Raw genomic sequence first — 16,658 nt, 5'->3', positions numbered from 1 at the left:
ATGGGAAGTAAGCTAAAGAATATCAGCCTAATCGGTTTAGGCGTAGTTGCTGGCATAGCCGCTTCGATCCAATTCGATGCCATTGCGCAGAAAAGTGCGACAGCGCCGCTGCCACTTGAAGAGGTACGGCAACTGGCCGACGTTTTCGGACTCATCAAGTCTGACTATGTAGAGCCGGTGGACGACAAAAAACTGCTGACCGAAGCCATTTCCGGCATGGTCGCGTCGCTGGATCCGCATTCCTCGTATCTGGACAAAAAAGGTTACAGAGAACTGCGTGAGATGACGCAGGGGAAATTTGTTGGTATCGGCATTGAAGTCGGGATGGAAGAAGGTTACGTCAAAGTAATTTCACCGATCGAAGATTCTCCAGCCTACCGCGCTGGCATCAAGGCCGGTGATCTAATCACACGTCTCGATGCGACCCCAGTCAAGGGAATGACGCTGGATCAGGCAGTCAAGCGCATGCGCGGCGAGCCAAATACCAAAATCAAGCTGACAATCGCCCGTAAAGATGAAGACAAGCCGATTGTCATCACCATCACGCGCCAGGAAATCCGCGTACAAAGCGTCAAGGCTAAAGTAGTTGAGCCGGGTTATGGCTGGGTGCGTATTACACAATTCCAGGAACCGACCGTCAACGACATGGCCAAGAAAATCGAAGCCATGTACGCCGAGGATCCAAAAATGAAAGGGTTGGTGCTGGACTTACGCAACGATCCGGGTGGTGTTTTGCCGGGTGCGATCGGCGTTTCTGCCGCTTTCTTGCCGAAAGATGTGGTCGTCGTCACCACCAATGGCCAGTTACCAAGTTCGAAAGCAACCTTTTACGCAAAGCCAGAGTTTTACGCCTCCGGCCCTGGCCTGGACGGATTAGCAAAGTTGCCCGATGCGGTTAAAAAGATTCCGTTGGTGGTTCTCGTCAATACGGGTTCTGCTTCAGCATCTGAAATCGTGGCCGGCGCATTGCAAGATTACAAACGCGCTACCATCATGGGGTCGCAAACCTTTGGCAAAGGCTCAGTGCAATCCATCGTCGCCTTGCCGCCGGACCGCCTCACTGCTGTCAAGTTGACGACTGCACGTTATTACACGCCGAATGGCCGCTCGATTCAAGCCAAAGGTATCGTGCCAGACATGATGGTTGATGAATATGCTGACGGTGATCTGCTCAAAGGTTTGCGCGTGCGTGAGGCAGACTTGACCAAGCATTTGACTAACGACAAAGACAAAGAAGCTGAGGCTGCTGCCGCACCAAAAGCCGATGAACTGGAAGAAGATCAGCGCCTGATTGCCCTTTCCAAAAAACGTAAGCCCTTAGAATTTGGCTCAAAAGATGACTTCCAACTAGCACAGGCATTGAATTTCTTAAAGGGCTTACCGGTACAATTAGCAAAAGTGCAACCGACTCCTGACCTGGAAAAAGATGCTACTTCGGGCAAAGTCGACAAGAAAGATGTAAAAAAAGACGGCGTCAAAAAAGACGATAAAAAATAATCGTCCGAAAAGCTAGGTCTATCGCTCACTAATCAACGAAACAACTAAAGCCGCATCGAGATTGATGCGGCTTTTTTCCTTTTCTGCTTAGTGAGATTAGCAACACCTGGCGCCTTATCCCCATCACAAAACGATAGCTCATACCATGAACGATCAACAACTGCTGCGTTACTCCCGTCATATCTTGCTTGACGACATCGATATTGAGGGTCAGGAAAAATTGTTGGCAGCGCATGCAGTCATCATTGGTACAGGCGGTTTAGGCTCGCCTGCGGCGCTTTATCTTGCCTCCGCCGGCGTCGGGACCATTACGTTAGTGGATAATGACACCGTCGATTTGACTAACTTGCAACGACAAATCCTGCATACAACTGATCGTATTGGTCAGCCCAAAGTAGCATCAGGGAAAACTGCACTCACGCAAATAAATCCCGATATCAATGTCATTTGCGTAGCTGAACGTGCGGATCAAACATACTTGGGCGAGCTGATCAGAAATGCCGATGTCGTTCTTGATTGTAGCGATAATTTTGTGACCCGCCAGGCGATCAACCGTGTCTGTGTTTTGCATAACGTGCCGCTAGTTTCCGGCGCGGCAATTCAGTTTGATGGCCAGATAAGTGTGTTTGATCCACGCTCGGCAAGTTCGCCCTGTTATGCATGTTTATTCCCACCAGATAGTGAGTTTGAAGAGGTTCAGTGCTCTACGATGGGGGTATTTGCGCCATTGGTTGGCATTATTGGGAGTATGCAAGCAGCTGAGGCGTTGAAGTTGATCGTTGGGATTGGCAGTTCGTTGGCCGGGCAACTATTGATGCTGGATGCCCGGACGATGGAGTGGCATCGTATTGGTGTGGGACGGAATGCGCACTGTCCGGTGTGCGCCGGACTTTAAATTCTTGTGTACGAAATCTGATATGAATGATTCGCTCAACTAACTCACGCAACATCAGATGCTGTTCTGCCAATGCACTAAACGGTATAACCGTGGACAGATCAGGTTGTCGTTATTCAAAACGGTTGGCGCTTATCAGTTAGCGATCGATAAGCGGTTCGGCGTCAGGCTAGCAAGCGCCTGACGCCGACCATTCTTCAGGCGGTCTGCAGTGTCCTTGGCGTATTTACTGCTGATTCAGCCGCACTCAACCCGCGCAAAGCCCGAAGCCCGCTTATCGTCGATGCGCACGCTCTTGCGACTTCTGCGCCTTTGACCAGGAAATGGTCAAAGAAGAATTTTTGATGCTCTTCGCCTGAATGGAAATGATGCGGGGTCAGGACAGCAGAAAGAACCGGTACGCCCGTTTCCAATTGCACTTGCATCAGCCCTGAAATCACCGCTTCGGCGACAAACTCATGACGATAAATACCGCCATCGACCACCAAACCAGCGGCGACTACAGCGGCATAATTCCCACTATTGGCCAGCACCTTGGCGTGTAATGGAATTTCAAAAGCACCGGCGACTTCGAAAAAATCGAGACTCGACTCTTCGTAGCCCTGATTAATCATTTCAGAAATAAAGGACAGACGACATTGGTCGACGATGTCACGATGCCAACCGGCCTGAATGAAAGCGACGCGCTGAACCGTTTGTGCTTTTGATGTTGAAAAGGCGAATTGCTGCAGCATTTGAATACTCCTGTTTTTAGATGATGCATAAAAAAACAGGGCGTTTTGGATTGATAGGGATTAACAAGGTATGCAAAAGCACCACCCAAAACCAGTTCGCCACCGATTACGGAGCCGTCATCAACATCTATATTGCATGTCAATGTCAGCAACGACCACCTATTTTGAACAAGCTCTACACTGCATCCCGCTCTCTCTTTATCCGGACTATAACCGTCGGCCCCGGAATCAAACCGGGTCTGCTGACCTTCTCAAAGGGGCGAATTATCGGCCTCTTTAACAAGCGCTCGCGGGCTAAACACATTGCGTGCCATTACCGCCGGAGGGGAATTTCACCCCGCCCTGAGAACGTATACGATTATCCGTGTTTTTACACCCAGAACAACCGAAACAAGAATTTATCATATTTGTGAAATTAATGCATTGCAGGTTGATTTTTCGGTACGTTTAGTTGTCAGAGTGAGCAATTTCTGCACTCCATAAGTCATGGAGCCATTCTAAACCGGCTTTTTTGCCAGTCCCAAATAAGCCGCGATGACCTTAGAATCGCTCGCCAACTGAGCCGCTGGCCCCTCCATAACCATATCCCCGGTTTCCAAAACGTAGCCATAGTCGGCTACTTGCAACGCCGCACGCGCGTTTTGCTCGACCAGCAAGATTGCCACCCCGGTTTGCTTCAACCGCACGATGATGTGAAAAATTTCCTTCACGATCAGCGGCGCCAGACCTAAACTCGGTTCGTCCAGCATCAACAGTTGCGGTTTAGCCATCAATGCGCGCCCTACCGCCAGCATCTGACGCTCGCCGCCAGACAACGTGCCAGCCTGTTGCTTGCGTCGTTCCTGCAGGCGCGGAAACAGATCATAGACTACCGATAGTTGATCCGCGTATCCTTTTTCTCGTGCTTTATAACGCCGATAACTCCCGAGCAACAAATTGTCTTCTACACTCATGCTGGCAAATAACTCGCGCTTCTCCGGCACCAGACTCATACCGCTGGCCACTCGCTCTTCAATCGAAACGCCCTGCATGTCATGCCCTAAAAAACGCACTTTGCCACGTGCACTGCCGTTATTTGGCATGGCACCGGCAATGGCGTTGAGCATGGTTGATTTACCCGCGCCATTGGGGCCAATGACGGTGACGATCTGACCAGCACCGACTCGCAAAGTAGCGCCATGCAACGCCTCAACTTTGCCATAGGCAACGTGCAAATCGCTGACTTCCAAAACCGGTGCGGAAATAGGATTACTTGCTGGATTAGTCATCGATCCCTCCCAGATAGGCTTCCAGCACCGCAGGGTGTTGTTGGACTTCTGCGGGAAGGCCTTCGGCAATCTTGGTACCAAACTCCATCACTACCAGACGATCCGTCAGTGTCATCACAAAATCCATATCATGCTCGACCAACAAAATACTCATACCTTCCGCTTTCAGTTTGCGCAACAATGCGGCCAGTGCCTGTTTTTCCTGATAGCGCAAACCCGCAGCCGGTTCATCCAGCAGCAACAACGTCGGATCGCAGCACAGCGCGCGGGCAATCTCCAGGATACGTTGCTGTCCCAGCGCCAGACTGCCGGCTTCTTCGTACAGTAAATCACCTAAACCCACCCGTTCAAGTTGCCGTTTAGCCTCGAATAGCAAGCCGCTTTCTTCCGCTTTATTGAGCCGCAACATGCCGGTTAGCACACCCACGACATCACCGGTTTCACCGCGTAAATGTGCACCTATCGCAGCGTTTTCCAGAACTGTCATCGTCGGCAACAAACGCACATGCTGGAACGTACGAGCAATACCTCGCCGCACGATTTGGCGCGATGGTAAACCGGCGATTTGACGCAACTCACCAAATGACCGGAATTTAATCGCGCCACTAGTCAATGGCAAAACGCCGGTGACGAGATTAAACATCGTTGATTTACCTGCGCCATTGGGACCGATCAGCCCGACGATTTCTCCCGCTGCGACGTTAAAGCACATGTCATTCACCGCCACCAAACCTCCGAACTCCTTGCGCGCACCATCAACCTCCAGCAAGATTTCACCGTGCGGTGGCTTGAGGCGCATAGTCAATGCCGTAGCAGCATCAGGCGCAATAACGGTTTGTTTTTGCGGCAATAATTTACGTAAATAAGGCCACAATCCATCGCGTGCACGCTGCAATAACAACACCATCAAAAGGCCAAAAACGATGGTCTCAAAATTACCGTTTGATCCCAATAACTTGGGCAGCCACGATTGCAACTGGTCCTTCAATAGCGTCAACAACGTCGAACCAAGAATGGCGCCCCATACGTAACCGGCCCCACCAACGACAGCCATAAACAAATATTCGATACCGGCATTCAGACCAAATGGCGTCGGATTAACTGCGCGTTGCAGATGCGCGTACAACCAGCCAGAGACACTTGCCAGCAATGCCGCCAACACAAAAATAACGATCTTGACCCACGCTGTATTGACGCCCATCGCCTCCGCCATTACTCCGCCGCCATTGAGTGCCCGGATCGCGCGTCCCAAGCGCGAATGCAACAAGTTTTGCATCCCCAATAAGGCCAGCAGAAGCATCGCCCAAATCAGGTAATACATCTTGCGCCCGGTATCAAGCGTCATGCCGAACAGGTCGATTGGGGGTATGCTATTCAAACCGTCATACTTTCCGAGAAAATCCAGATTCCCAAATAGATAGAATAGCGATAGCGCCCAGGCGATGGTTCCGAGTGGTAGATAATGGCCAGACAAACGCATCGTGATAGCGCCAATACTGAAGGCAGCGATCATCGTTACGATCAGCCCAACCAACAAACCGATCCAGGGCGACACACCAAACCGTGTACTCAGATAAGCGGTGGTATAAGCACCCAGACCGACAAAAGCCGCCTGACCAAAAGACGTCAAACCACCCACGCCAGTCAACAGAACCAGACCCAACGCGACGATAGAATACAAGCCGATATAGTTGGCTAGCGTGATCCAATATTCCGGTGTCGGCAAAACCGGCAACAGCGCAACCAGAAGGACGAAGATCGACACCAGGATCAAAGACCATTGAAAGGGTCGCAAAGTTGGCTCAATGCGCATTATTGATCTCCCTCATCAACGTGCTTGCTCGTCAGCGAACGCCACAACAAGACCGGAATAATCAATGTAAATACGATGACTTCTTTGAACGCGCTGGCCCAGAATGACGAATAAGACTCAAGCAAACCAACCAACAAAGCACCGGCGGCGGCAATCGGATAACTTCCCAGACCGCCAATAATCGCGCCGACAAATCCTTTCAGCCCGATCAGGAACCCGCTGTCGTAATAAATTGTCGTCAGTGGCGCAATTAAAATGCCACACAATGCGCCCAATCCCGCCGCCAGCGTAAAGGCCAACCGTCCCGCTTGCGTCGTCCCGATACCAACCAGCCGCGCACCAAGACGATTCACCGCTGTCGCCCGCAGCGCTTTGCCCGACAAGGTGCGCTCAAAATACACATAGAGCGCCAGAATCAGCACAACAGATACACCAATGATGACTGTACTCTGGCCGGTGATCGCCAGACCGCCTATTTCAAAGCGCGCATCCGAAAATGGCAACGTGCGCGAACCTTCAGCGCCAAACATTAACAAGCCGATCCCCATCAACGCATAATGGACAGCGACCGAAACGATCAGCAAAACCAACGTACTGGCCTCGGCTAAAGGCTGGAACGCCAGTCGATAAATCATCGGGCCCATCGGAACTACGATCAATAGCGTCAACAAAACCTGACACACCATCGGCAAACTGGCATGCCCGTAGTAGCGCGTCAGCGCGTAGATCGCGACGGGAAGAAAAACAAATTTAAGAGCGGCAACCGGGATACTTCGTTTTGCCTTCAGACGCGACTCAGCCGTACTGATAATGGCCCAGACTTCTTGCACAAAACTAAGGCAGCCTAATGCCACCAGCAAGGTTGCCGATAGCGGAAATTTATCCGCCTGCAACGCCGCCATCGTCAAGGCACCAAAGGCAACGAACTCACCCTGCGGGATAAAAATCACCCTTGTCACCGAAAAGACCAACACTAACGCAAGCGCCAGCAACGCATAAATAGCGCCGCTAGTAATGCCGTCCTGCGCCAGGATCACGGCAATTGAACCGTCCATAGTTTTACCTAAATACGTACTAAAAAGAGTACTGCAAAGGAAGCCTGAATACGTACTCAACGACGTACTCAGCGATGTACAACATGCGTGCTTAAAATGAGATTGCCGCTGGCGGAGGAGCTTGTGGAGCTTCTGGCAGCGGCAACAATAACGAGTAAAAAGCAGAAGCTATTTCAACTACTTCGCCGCGCCGAGCAGTTTCCATTTGCCGCCAACGACTTCCACCATCACCCGCGAACGCTGGTCGTAGCCGACGTGATCGGTTGGACTCATATTCACGATGCCGTGAGAAACCGCCAGATTTTTGATGGCTTCGATACCATCCCGTAAACCAGCGCGAAATTCTTTGGTGCCCGGTTTGCCTTTGGTCAGTGCAAAAGGCGTTGCTGCCGCCAAAAGCTGGCCCGCGTCCCATGCATGTCCACCAAAAGTTGAGACACTGCCGACGCCATACGCTTTTTCATAAGCGGCGCGATAGGCCATTGACGATTTTTTAACCGGATTACTATCTGGTAATTGCTCCGCCACCAGCAGCGGTCCGGCTGGCAAGAAGGTGCCCTCGCAATCCTTGCCGCAAACGCGCAGGAAATCGTTATTCGCAACGCCATGCGTTTGATAGATTTTGCCCTTGTATCCGCGCTCTTTTAATGTTTTTTGTGGCAATGCGGCTGGCGTGCCAGCGCCCGCGATCAATACTGCATCCGGGTTGGCGCTAAGAATTTTCAGCACTTGTCCGGTCACCGAAGTATCCGGGCGAGAAAAACGCTCACTGGCGACGATCTTGATCTTGCGCATTTCGGCGAATTTTGAAAATTCGCGATACCAGCCTTCGCCGTAGGCGTCCGAAAATCCAATGAAAGCGACGGTTTTAACGCCTGCGTCCACCATGTGAGCGACGATCGCGGTCGCCATATGTGAGTCATTTTGCGGTGATTTAAATATCCAGCGACGCTTAGCATCAACCGGCTCAACTAACGAAGCCGAAGCTGCCATCGAAATCATCGGTGTACCGGACTCGGCAGCAACATCACTCATCGCCAGCGAATTAGGAGTTGTAGTGGAACCGACCAGCAAATCGACCTTATCTTCAGTCACCAGTTTGCGTGCGTTTTTCACAGCAGTTGTGGTATCGGTAGCATCGTCCAATACGATGTATTCTACTTTTTGCCCTGCGATTTCCTTCGGCAACAAAGCAAAGGTATTTTTTTCCGGTATACCTAGCGAAGCAGCAGGTCCGGTCGCAGAAACACTGACACCGACCTTAATTTGTGCGAAAGCACCTGTAACGTTAGCGCTTAGTGTCAGCGCAACCGCTGATGAAAGGGCGATTCTTAGCCATACTTTTTTCATTCAAAGACTCCTTTTATGATGATCGGCTTTTTTACGAGCCGGTTGTCGCGTTATAGTCGCGCTGTTTTTTTGAGACTTACCCGTTGTGTCCCCAACCATACTTCGACGCTTCTGGCTCGTTCGCACCCGATACCAGCATTAACGTCGCGCTATTACACCAAAATTAAGGCGATTTGCTGCGCTGCGTCCTCGCACGGCTTTTGCTTAAAGCGAGTCTTGGCAAAACGTTGCCAGCGTCCCAGCACAAAACTGGTCAATATATTGGCACGGATAGTCGCTTCCTGCTCGTTAGCCTCACCTTGACTGGCAGCGATCCTCAATGCTTGCTTCAACGACATTTCAATGCGATCCACAAACTGATTCATTCGCAGCTGCAATCGCTCATCTTCATTAATAAGGGCGTCGCCGATAATGACACGTGTCATGCCAGGATTAGTTTCGGCAAAATTGAGCAACATTAAAGCCACCGCTTGGGCTTGCAACAAACCCTTCTCCTGCTGTTCGGTAATTTGATTGATCAGGCCAAAAACACTAGTCTCAATGAACTCAATCAAACCCTCAAACATTTGTGCCTTGCTGGCGAAATGGCGATACAACGCCGCTTCCGACACCGCCAGTTTTGCGGCCAAAGCAGCAGTGGTGATCTTCTCACCCTTGGGTTGTTCGAGCATCGTTGCCAACGTTTGAAGAATCTGTAGCTTACGTTCGCCAGGTTTATTTGTTGCCATATCTTATTTTCGTATCAGTCTGATCTGTTAATCATTAAGTCCAACCAAAAAACCGCTTAGATGTTGTATCTCATTGTCGTACCGTCGCACTACCTGCGTCGGTACGACCAATCTGAACGGGGTTTTATTCGCACTTAGCGCAGCCGATGAAGGTTATTTGCCAGTCGCCGCACGGATTTTACTTTGACATCGACGTAACGGGTGCGCTTTGTCAGATTTGGGTGCATCAACTGCCCGCTCTGGGTCGAAATTTTGGCCGTTTTGGACAAATACCCTGTCACCCACACCGTCCGCATGCCGATCCGCTTGGCCGTTCTCAAATTAGCCAACGTATCTTCCACCAAAATACAACGATGAGCGGCGATTCCTTCCCGTGCGATCAACTTACGCAATAAATGTGGTGACGGCTTTGGCCGGAGTTGCCGATGCACGTGCATGGACTCAATTGAGATGTGTTTGCCAAATTGACGGTGCAGCCCCAAATGACGCATAACATCATGGGAATAACGTTGTGGTGCATTGGTTAATAATATTTTTCGACCGGGCAAACGTTTCAGCAGACTAATCAGACCACGTTCAGCACGGATCATGCCGTAAAGATCGTCAAAACGATGTGCTTCCCGCAAAAAGTCCTCAGCGCGCACGCCATGATGCTTGACCATTCCCAGCAACGTGGCACCATAACGTATCCAATAGTCAGTCCGCACCGCATTGACGGTCGCCGCATCCGCATCGACCCCGTCCGTCCCCAGTGCACGCGCAATGAAGCGATTCATATTGTCATTGATCGCCGGAAAAAAGGCGTGCGAAGCGTTATGTAGCGTGTTGTCCAGGTCGAACAGCCAGACCGGTGTAGTATTTGCCAACATCATTTGTCACCAGGTTTTGTTAACGTTATGGCTGCCATGCGTAAAATGTTGCCTCTTAAACAAATAAAGAGACTCTGACACTACGCTCGTAAAGGTCAGTCTAGCCACCAACAAAGTCATGCCGGCAGTAACGATACAATATGTCGAAAACCTTCAAACGCCGTTAAATAAAACGCATCAGGGAGAACGTGTGCTGCGCCAGATTATAGTCAGTTTGAGTGATCGGTTTAAAAAGGTTTGCGGCTTTGCTGGGCCGTGTATCGGCCGAACGCGTGCGTGGTATCGCCGCCCGCATTACTTGGTTCCTTTTTTCCTCGCTGGATTTTATGTAGCATCCACCTTCGCCAGGGACATCGACACCAAAGCGGCCACCCCGCCAACCAAGGCTGTTCGTCAAGGCGGCGCATTATTTAAGATTCAACGCGACGGCCATACCGCCTATTTATTTGGCACCATCCACGTCGGCAGCGCGGATTTTTTCCCGCTCGCACCACAAGTCATGAGGGCTTTAGATCAATCGTCACGCGTGGCCATTGAAATCGACACCAGCGACACGGCGACGCTCAACCGACTCATTCAACACTATGCGTTATATCCCAATGACAGCTCATCCACGCAAGATATACCGGCCGCTTTGACGCAACAAGTGCACGCATTGCTAGAAAAGTACCATATGGCGCCAACCGACGTCCTTCGGATGAAGCCTTGGCTATTGGCGACCATGCTGACGACAGAAGAATACGCCAGAAATGGCTTCCCGAAGGAACAAGGCGTCGACAACTATCTTTCCAATTATGCGCAGACGCACAACAAACCGTTGATAGGCCTGGAAAGTGTCGAATATCAGTTGTCTTTACTAGGTAACTTGTCCGTCGCAGATCAAAACCGTTTTTTACAAGATACGGTCGACGATCTGGATGATCCGATCCGCGCAAGAAAAGCGCTTGATCTGGTGGCATTGTGGCGTAGCGGCGATTTGGTCGGATTAGAAAAACTGCTAAAAGAAATGACTAGTGACGATACCTTCACCGGTCAATTTATACAACGCGCGCTATTGGACGGACGCAATCCTGCATTAGCCGATGCCTTCGAGAAGCTGCTCAAGTCAAACAAAACCGCATTCGCCGGTATTGGCATGTTGCATCTAGTCGGCCAGACGAGCGTGCAAGCGCTGCTGCGTGAACGCGGGTATAGCGTGCAGCGAACTTACTAATTGCTATATTCACTGCTATTGGTATTGGTAGCGCTAAAGTAAGCCAGTTTGCGTAGAAGTTGACGCGCTATCAACAAGATCGCAACGTTCAACCATCTGCGAGAACTGATACTAAACATCACCACAGCCAGACAAGATCAACCTTGTGTGGTGATGAGGCTCGCCTCAGACTTTGAGATACCAGGTCACAGCATTACCCGCGGCGTTAATTTTTGATCCGGCCATGATATTCCCGGCCTCCAATCGCACCGTTTTGCCTTGCATATGCGGTGCATGCCAGTTACCGGTTATTGGACACACATCACCCGGATAAGCTTTATGATCTGTAAATATCTGCGGCGCGACCGGCGGTCTGGTTTTCAGATAGTCCGCTTCCTCAGCGGGAATCGTGCCATCCAGATAGCGCTTGTCTTCCCACAGCAAACGCCACCAGACTTCTTCCCACGTGTCCGTGCCTTCCAATTGATATTCGGTGGCAACCGCACCTGCTAAAAAATAATTAGGGCAACCGACTTTTGCAGCCATTTTCGCCGGATCGGTATTTTTGAAGATCGGCATGATAAACCATGGCTCCCAGATACCGTCAGTGGGAATGGTCCCGCCGGTGAAGATTTGATCCTGATGGTTATGGTTATACGGCGGGCATGATGGAAGATATTCCGGGAAGATACGAGGGATCGGCCATTCGGGTTCGAAGAAGAGGGTTTCATAGGTCCATTTCTGGGACTGACGTAGGCTATTCATGTCAACTAAATGGAAAGGCACGTAGTTTTTACACTCAAATACCGTGATGCCCTGAGTAAAGTTGATAACTGAAGCGTTCATGACGTCCTTTACAAAGGCGGTGTGGTTGCTCGGATGAATGCTGTTTCCGGGATATTCATTGGTCATCCCTAAAGCAATATAAAAAGGATCGTAATACACACCTTTTTCATCTGCATATCGACCAAATAATTGGCCTATAAAACTTGGAAGCGAAAGCGTTTCATATGCTTCGGTCTTATGAGGCGTGGACCGAAGTAGCGCCAGCCCTTGCTCCATAGGTATCATCTGGCGCAGGAATTCTTTGTATTCGTATTCGTGCCGAGTCTGATAAAAGTCAGCGTCCGGATCGTTTTGTAAGGCAGGCGAAAGGTTCTTGAGTTGCTTCAAAAACGCATCCAAAAAACCTTGATACCGCAATCGAGCCTGATCGATAAAAGTAAAACTGGTATATTTTTTGAGTAAGTAAAACGCTTGATCCCGTACCAGTGGTTCCTGCTCCGGGGTCATGGTTAATCGGTTTTGCATATTATTTCCCTATCTCTTAGTTATTTGTTTGCTTACCCGCCGTAGCCGCACCGCGTAATAGATAGCCTTCCTGGACGATCTTGGCAGAGCGATAATTTTGACAAAAAGGACAACTCAGGACGACGATTTATGTGGATTCAGGCCTGTCATCGTCGGGATTACGGTAACTTTCATCGATGTGATATTTACCCTCGGCGCGAATTTTCTGTTCGGCGATGGGGCGCATGGTTTTCAGCTGTTGGCGGGTTGGCGGATAAAGTTCTCTCCAGCGCAATCGTTCGTTTCCTTGAAAATGACTCCGCTCCCACGCATTTCTGGTTTCAAATTCCAGGGAAATTAAGTAAGCGCCTGGCTTATCGGGATCGACCTCCATACCTCTCTGAAAAGATACGTCCAGGTACACACCGTTGGCATAAAAATTCCAGTGAGCATAATTCCTGATCCACATCCATTCCTGAAAGGTGGGCATATAGTCGGGATCGATGGGGTAACTACTTTCGACCATCTGGGAATACGCCAATGCGTCTCGCCCGCTAATACGTGGGAAAGCAACCCGAATCTGCCGCTTCCAACCTGCTTTTTGTATAGTCTTGAGTAGCGCGTAAAACTGTCTTTGGGCTTCGGGATGAAGTACCGTTGCTTCTGACATGCCAACTCCCAGTGAAAAATTTTCAATTCCCTCCTCTGGCGTATCGCCCGGCACTGCTACCCCGGTGAGGCCAAGCACAAAGGGAACAGTGAAGCTATAAGCACCATTATCAATATGCACGTTACCTAGTGATTGTTGATAAGGGATTCGCGTCCAGTCAATGTTGTAAAACACCACCTCGCCATTCACATTCTTATCATTAACCTCTAATTTTCTTGGATACATTTTTGCCAAGTCCTGCCCTTGTTGACCTAAGCGTATCGTGATATCTGTTTGTGCCATGTCGACCTTTTGGGGGAATAATTTACGCGTTATAGAGTTGATAAGAGATAGATTTATCCGCACTGGGTTTGGACCGCCCAACCACACCATGCATACGACGAATGGGAGAAGCACGGTGAATATTAAAATCGATTTCTGTATTAACTTTGTCCAGATTGGCGGCCATTGGCGACGGTCGTTATCGCGCATGCTGCGTGATACGATCATCAGGGATCATTGAATTCATTGCGCTGCTATCGATTCCAAAAAAAAGAACATTTTAGGTAGGTGATTTATGTGGATTCAGGCCTGTCATCGTCGGGATTACGGTAACTTTCATCGATATGATATTTACCATCGGCGCGAATTTTCTGCTCGGCGATGGGGCGCATGGTTTTCAGCTGTTGGCGGGTTGGCGGGTAGAGTTCTCTCCAGCGCCGTCTTCTTTCTTCGCCCTGAAAATGCGCTCGCTCCCACGCATTTCTGGTTTCAAATTCCAGTGAAATTAAGTAAGCGCCTAGCTTGTTAGGATCGACTTCCATACCTCTCTGAAAAGACACGTCCAGGTAAACGCCATTGGCATAAAAATTCCAGTGAGCATAATTCCTGATCCACATCCATTCCTGAAAGGTCGGCATATAGTCTGGATCAATCGGATAAAGGCTCTCGACCATCTGGGAATACACCAATGCGTCACGCCCACTGATACGGGGATAATGAGTAGGAATATGGCGCTTCCAGCCTGAATTTTGTATGGTCTTGAGTAGCGCGTAAAACTGTCTTTGGGCTTCGGGATGAAGCACCGTTGCTTCTGACATGCCAACACCCAGTGAAAAATTTTCAATTCCCTCCTCTGGCGTATCGCCCGGCACTGCTACCCCGGTGAGGCCAAGCACAAAGGGAACAGTGAAGCTATAAGCACCATTATCAATATGCACGTTACCTAGTGATTGTTGATAAGGGATTCGCGTCCAGTCAATGTTGTAAAACACCACCTCGCCATTCACATTCTTATCATTAACCTCTAATTTTCTTGGATACATTTTTGCCAAGTCCTGCCCTTGTTGACCTAAGCGTATCGTGATATCTGTTTGTGCCATGTCGACCTTTTGGTGTAATAACTGATTTTGTATAGAATTGATGAGGGGCGGATGCAAACACGCCACGCACACCACGCAGGCAAATAACATGCCGCACATTACAATCGATCTGCGCCGTGCTTTGCTCACGATGGCGGCATCTCATTGAGATAAATAATCGTATCCGGCAAGCTGACCCACTCTGCCATGGCGGAGAGTTCCTCCTCCATAAAAGGTGCGCGCTTTTGCATCAAGCCATGAAATTGCTTGGCCACTGCCACAATCCATTTCATACGACTGTCTTCGTTCTCCAATACCGTATTTTTTGGTGCGGTCGATTTCAAGGTAGGATCATCGGTGCTGCACGCACGGGTGAATACCAGTTCCAATTTCGGCGTTGCCCACTGCACGTATGGCTGTCGCTGGAACTCAAGCCAGCAGGAAAAATAAGGATCGTCATAAATGAGCGATTGCAGGATCTTGCGTTGTTCGTGGTTGGCAACCAGCATCAGATGCTCAAGTTGCTTTTTCGGCTTATCTAATTCTATTGCCGACTCAAACTCCATCATTTTGTCAAACGCCTGATCGATCTCTGGCGTGATGGGCAAATTCCGCAATGTCGCCATCGCCTCATCATGCCAGGGCAATTTCTTCATTTGCGCTGTTACCGTTGGGACCAATTCATCGACTTTGGCTCGGGCGGAGGCGCATTGTTTAAAACTCGGCGATTCCATTGCCCAGTAAGCATGGGTAGCGGCGATATCCATAAATAACCAGAAATTGCCTTTAGCCAGCCCTTGATGGATTACGGGGATCATTTTCACGCGTGATAATTCGAGCGAACAGGCAACGGTTTTGCTGGCAAAAGCTGCCAGCGCGGCCCAGTAGAAGCGGCCTTTTTTTTCTGGCTGGCTAAATTTTTCTTGCTCAAGATAAAGCCGCGCATAGGTCGCTGAAATGCGTCGTGCGCGCACAACATAGCTGTCAATCAGATGATATTCCTGCGTTTTTGGTTTGTGATTACACATCCGCAGATAGGCAAATTGTGTCGCTCGCGACCACATGACTGGGCATGTGCAGATTAAGTCGACACAACTATTCGGTATCTTGTTGGTAGTGCCGATGACGAAGGTATCTGCCATGTTATTTATTCCTTGTTGTCATTGCTGGTGTCGATGGTGGGAAAATGAAGGTCGAATTTGAGCGATTGTGTTTGCTTGGTATGGACTGATGGCGTGGTACCTTTTTCTGCGGTTTCAGAGAAATGTCCGTCTTCTTCCTGCAGTCGATAGTCCGCGCCGGGCTGCGGTAAGCCAGTCATGCCGAGCACCCGAAAAGTTTCGTCGTAGACGTCGACTGCGGGAAGGCCGGTGACATTGACGCCAAAACTTTTGGGACCGATTACCTCTTTGCTTGCCGCGCGTATCAGATACGCGCCACTGGTTCCGCTCTCAATCCCATTGGCGTTGTATTTGGTATAGCTGCCGCCGCCATTGATCATGACTTCTTCGGTAGCATTGATGACGATACGGTTGGCGGTGTGGGTAATATTGAGTTTGGCTAAAATGTTGAGGCTGCTCTTTAATGCCTTCACATCGATGTCGGCGCTGCTGGCGATCATTTTCATACCCGCGTTGTAGGCAAACAGGCGGATGCCGTTACGCACATTGGCTATAAGCCGTTGTCCTACCGACAAACTCATATCCTGTCCGCTGGTGATCGCCACATGTTCACCGCTGGCAATGTGGGTCGATTGCGGTGTCGTGGTGGCGATTCCCGCTGGACTGGCGAGTATCAGATGCGGTGCGGTTAATTCGGGAAAGCTGCCTTCTTTGACGTTGCCGTTGTTTCCGTTGTTGCCGCCGGTCCCTTGAATCGCGTCGTTCTGATCGGTGAGTGAAGTGGTGACCGCTTTGTGCTCATCGGCTTCAAGCGCACCATGTTGCTGCGCCAGTTC

Annotated in this window: 15 protein-coding genes and 1 riboswitch; of the genes, 3 read left to right on the top strand and 12 right to left on the bottom strand. The window is 50.0% G+C overall.

The genetic code is table 11. The annotated features are described in order from the left end of the window. A complete protein-coding gene (locus QN379_RS15350; RefSeq protein ID WP_322235106.1) occupies positions 1–1,497 on the top strand; it encodes a S41 family peptidase in 1,497 nt (498 codons plus the stop codon). Positions 1,498–1,642: 145 nt separating this feature from the next. Further along, positions 1,643–2,392, top strand: a complete 750-nt coding sequence (locus QN379_RS15345; RefSeq protein ID WP_323507008.1) for a molybdopterin-synthase adenylyltransferase MoeB — start codon at positions 1,643–1,645, stop codon at positions 2,390–2,392. A gap of 197 nt (positions 2,393–2,589) precedes the next feature. Here the strand turns inward: QN379_RS15345 and QN379_RS15340 are convergent, their stop codons facing one another. The 7 genes from QN379_RS15340 to QN379_RS15310 form a co-directional block, all read right to left on the bottom strand. Continuing rightward, the gene (locus tag QN379_RS15340; RefSeq protein ID WP_322235101.1) at positions 2,590–3,126 is read right to left on the bottom strand and encodes a 6,7-dimethyl-8-ribityllumazine synthase; all 537 of its coding nucleotides are present in this window, start codon (positions 3,124–3,126) and stop codon (positions 2,590–2,592) included. A gap of 185 nt (positions 3,127–3,311) precedes the next feature. After that, positions 3,312–3,480: riboswitch (FMN riboswitch) on the bottom strand. A 143-nt stretch (positions 3,481–3,623) separates the two neighbouring features. Continuing rightward, on the bottom strand, positions 3,624–4,394 hold the full coding sequence (locus QN379_RS15335; RefSeq protein WP_323507007.1) for an ABC transporter ATP-binding protein: 771 nt from the start codon (positions 4,392–4,394) through the stop codon (positions 3,624–3,626). Next, positions 4,387–6,207 (bottom strand): branched-chain amino acid ABC transporter ATP-binding protein/permease, encoded by a 1,821-nt coding sequence (locus tag QN379_RS15330; protein WP_323507006.1) that lies wholly within the window; start codon positions 6,205–6,207, stop codon positions 4,387–4,389. Before QN379_RS15330 ends, QN379_RS15335 begins: the two co-directional genes overlap by 8 nt. Continuing rightward, positions 6,207–7,262, bottom strand: coding sequence for a branched-chain amino acid ABC transporter permease (locus tag QN379_RS15325; protein WP_322235093.1), 1,056 nt, complete (start codon positions 7,260–7,262; stop codon positions 6,207–6,209). Before QN379_RS15325 ends, QN379_RS15330 begins: the two co-directional genes overlap by 1 nt. Before the next feature lie 177 nt (positions 7,263–7,439). After that, a complete protein-coding gene (locus QN379_RS15320) occupies positions 7,440–8,612 on the bottom strand; it encodes an ABC transporter substrate-binding protein (RefSeq protein ID WP_322235090.1) in 1,173 nt (390 codons plus the stop codon). 152 nt (positions 8,613–8,764) lie between these two features. After that, positions 8,765–9,340 (bottom strand): nucleoid occlusion factor SlmA, encoded by a 576-nt coding sequence (slmA, locus tag QN379_RS15315; protein WP_322235087.1) that lies wholly within the window; start codon positions 9,338–9,340, stop codon positions 8,765–8,767. A 134-nt stretch (positions 9,341–9,474) separates the two neighbouring features. Further along, positions 9,475–10,209 carry a pyrimidine 5'-nucleotidase gene (locus QN379_RS15310; protein WP_322240363.1) on the bottom strand — a complete coding sequence of 245 codons (735 nt, stop codon included), beginning with the start codon at positions 10,207–10,209 and terminating at the stop codon, positions 9,475–9,477. Positions 10,210–10,399: 190 nt separating this feature from the next. Here QN379_RS15310 and QN379_RS15305 point away from each other — a divergent pair, with 190 nt between their 5' ends. After that, positions 10,400–11,422, top strand: coding sequence for a TraB/GumN family protein (locus QN379_RS15305; RefSeq protein WP_323507005.1), 1,023 nt, complete (start codon positions 10,400–10,402; stop codon positions 11,420–11,422). A gap of 165 nt (positions 11,423–11,587) precedes the next feature. Here QN379_RS15305 and QN379_RS15300 read toward each other — a convergent pair whose 3' ends face one another. From QN379_RS15300 to QN379_RS15280, 5 genes are all read right to left on the bottom strand, one after another. Next, positions 11,588–12,712 (bottom strand): Imm72 family immunity protein, encoded by a 1,125-nt coding sequence (locus QN379_RS15300; protein WP_323507004.1) that lies wholly within the window; start codon positions 12,710–12,712, stop codon positions 11,588–11,590. A gap of 127 nt (positions 12,713–12,839) precedes the next feature. Beyond that, positions 12,840–13,643: a hypothetical protein gene (locus QN379_RS15295; RefSeq protein ID WP_323507003.1), complete on the bottom strand. Its 804-nt coding sequence runs from the start codon at positions 13,641–13,643 to the stop codon at positions 12,840–12,842. Between the two features lie 272 nt (positions 13,644–13,915). Continuing rightward, positions 13,916–14,722 (bottom strand): hypothetical protein, encoded by an 807-nt coding sequence (locus QN379_RS15290; protein ID WP_323507002.1) that lies wholly within the window; start codon positions 14,720–14,722, stop codon positions 13,916–13,918. 125 nt (positions 14,723–14,847) lie between these two features. Beyond that, positions 14,848–15,843 carry a DUF2515 family protein gene (locus QN379_RS15285; RefSeq protein WP_323507000.1) on the bottom strand — a complete coding sequence of 332 codons (996 nt, stop codon included), beginning with the start codon at positions 15,841–15,843 and terminating at the stop codon, positions 14,848–14,850. A 5-nt stretch (positions 15,844–15,848) separates the two neighbouring features. Beyond that, positions 15,849–16,658: DUF2345 domain-containing protein (locus QN379_RS15280; RefSeq protein ID WP_323506999.1), on the bottom strand; the 810-nt coding region annotated here is incomplete at its 5' end.

This window comes from Glaciimonas sp. Gout2, assembly GCF_035018905.1.
Taxonomy (GTDB): Bacteria; Pseudomonadota; Gammaproteobacteria; order Burkholderiales; family Burkholderiaceae_D; genus Glaciimonas.
The sequence above is the reverse complement of the archived record's forward strand: the minus strand, read 5'-3'. Positions and strand labels throughout refer to the sequence as shown.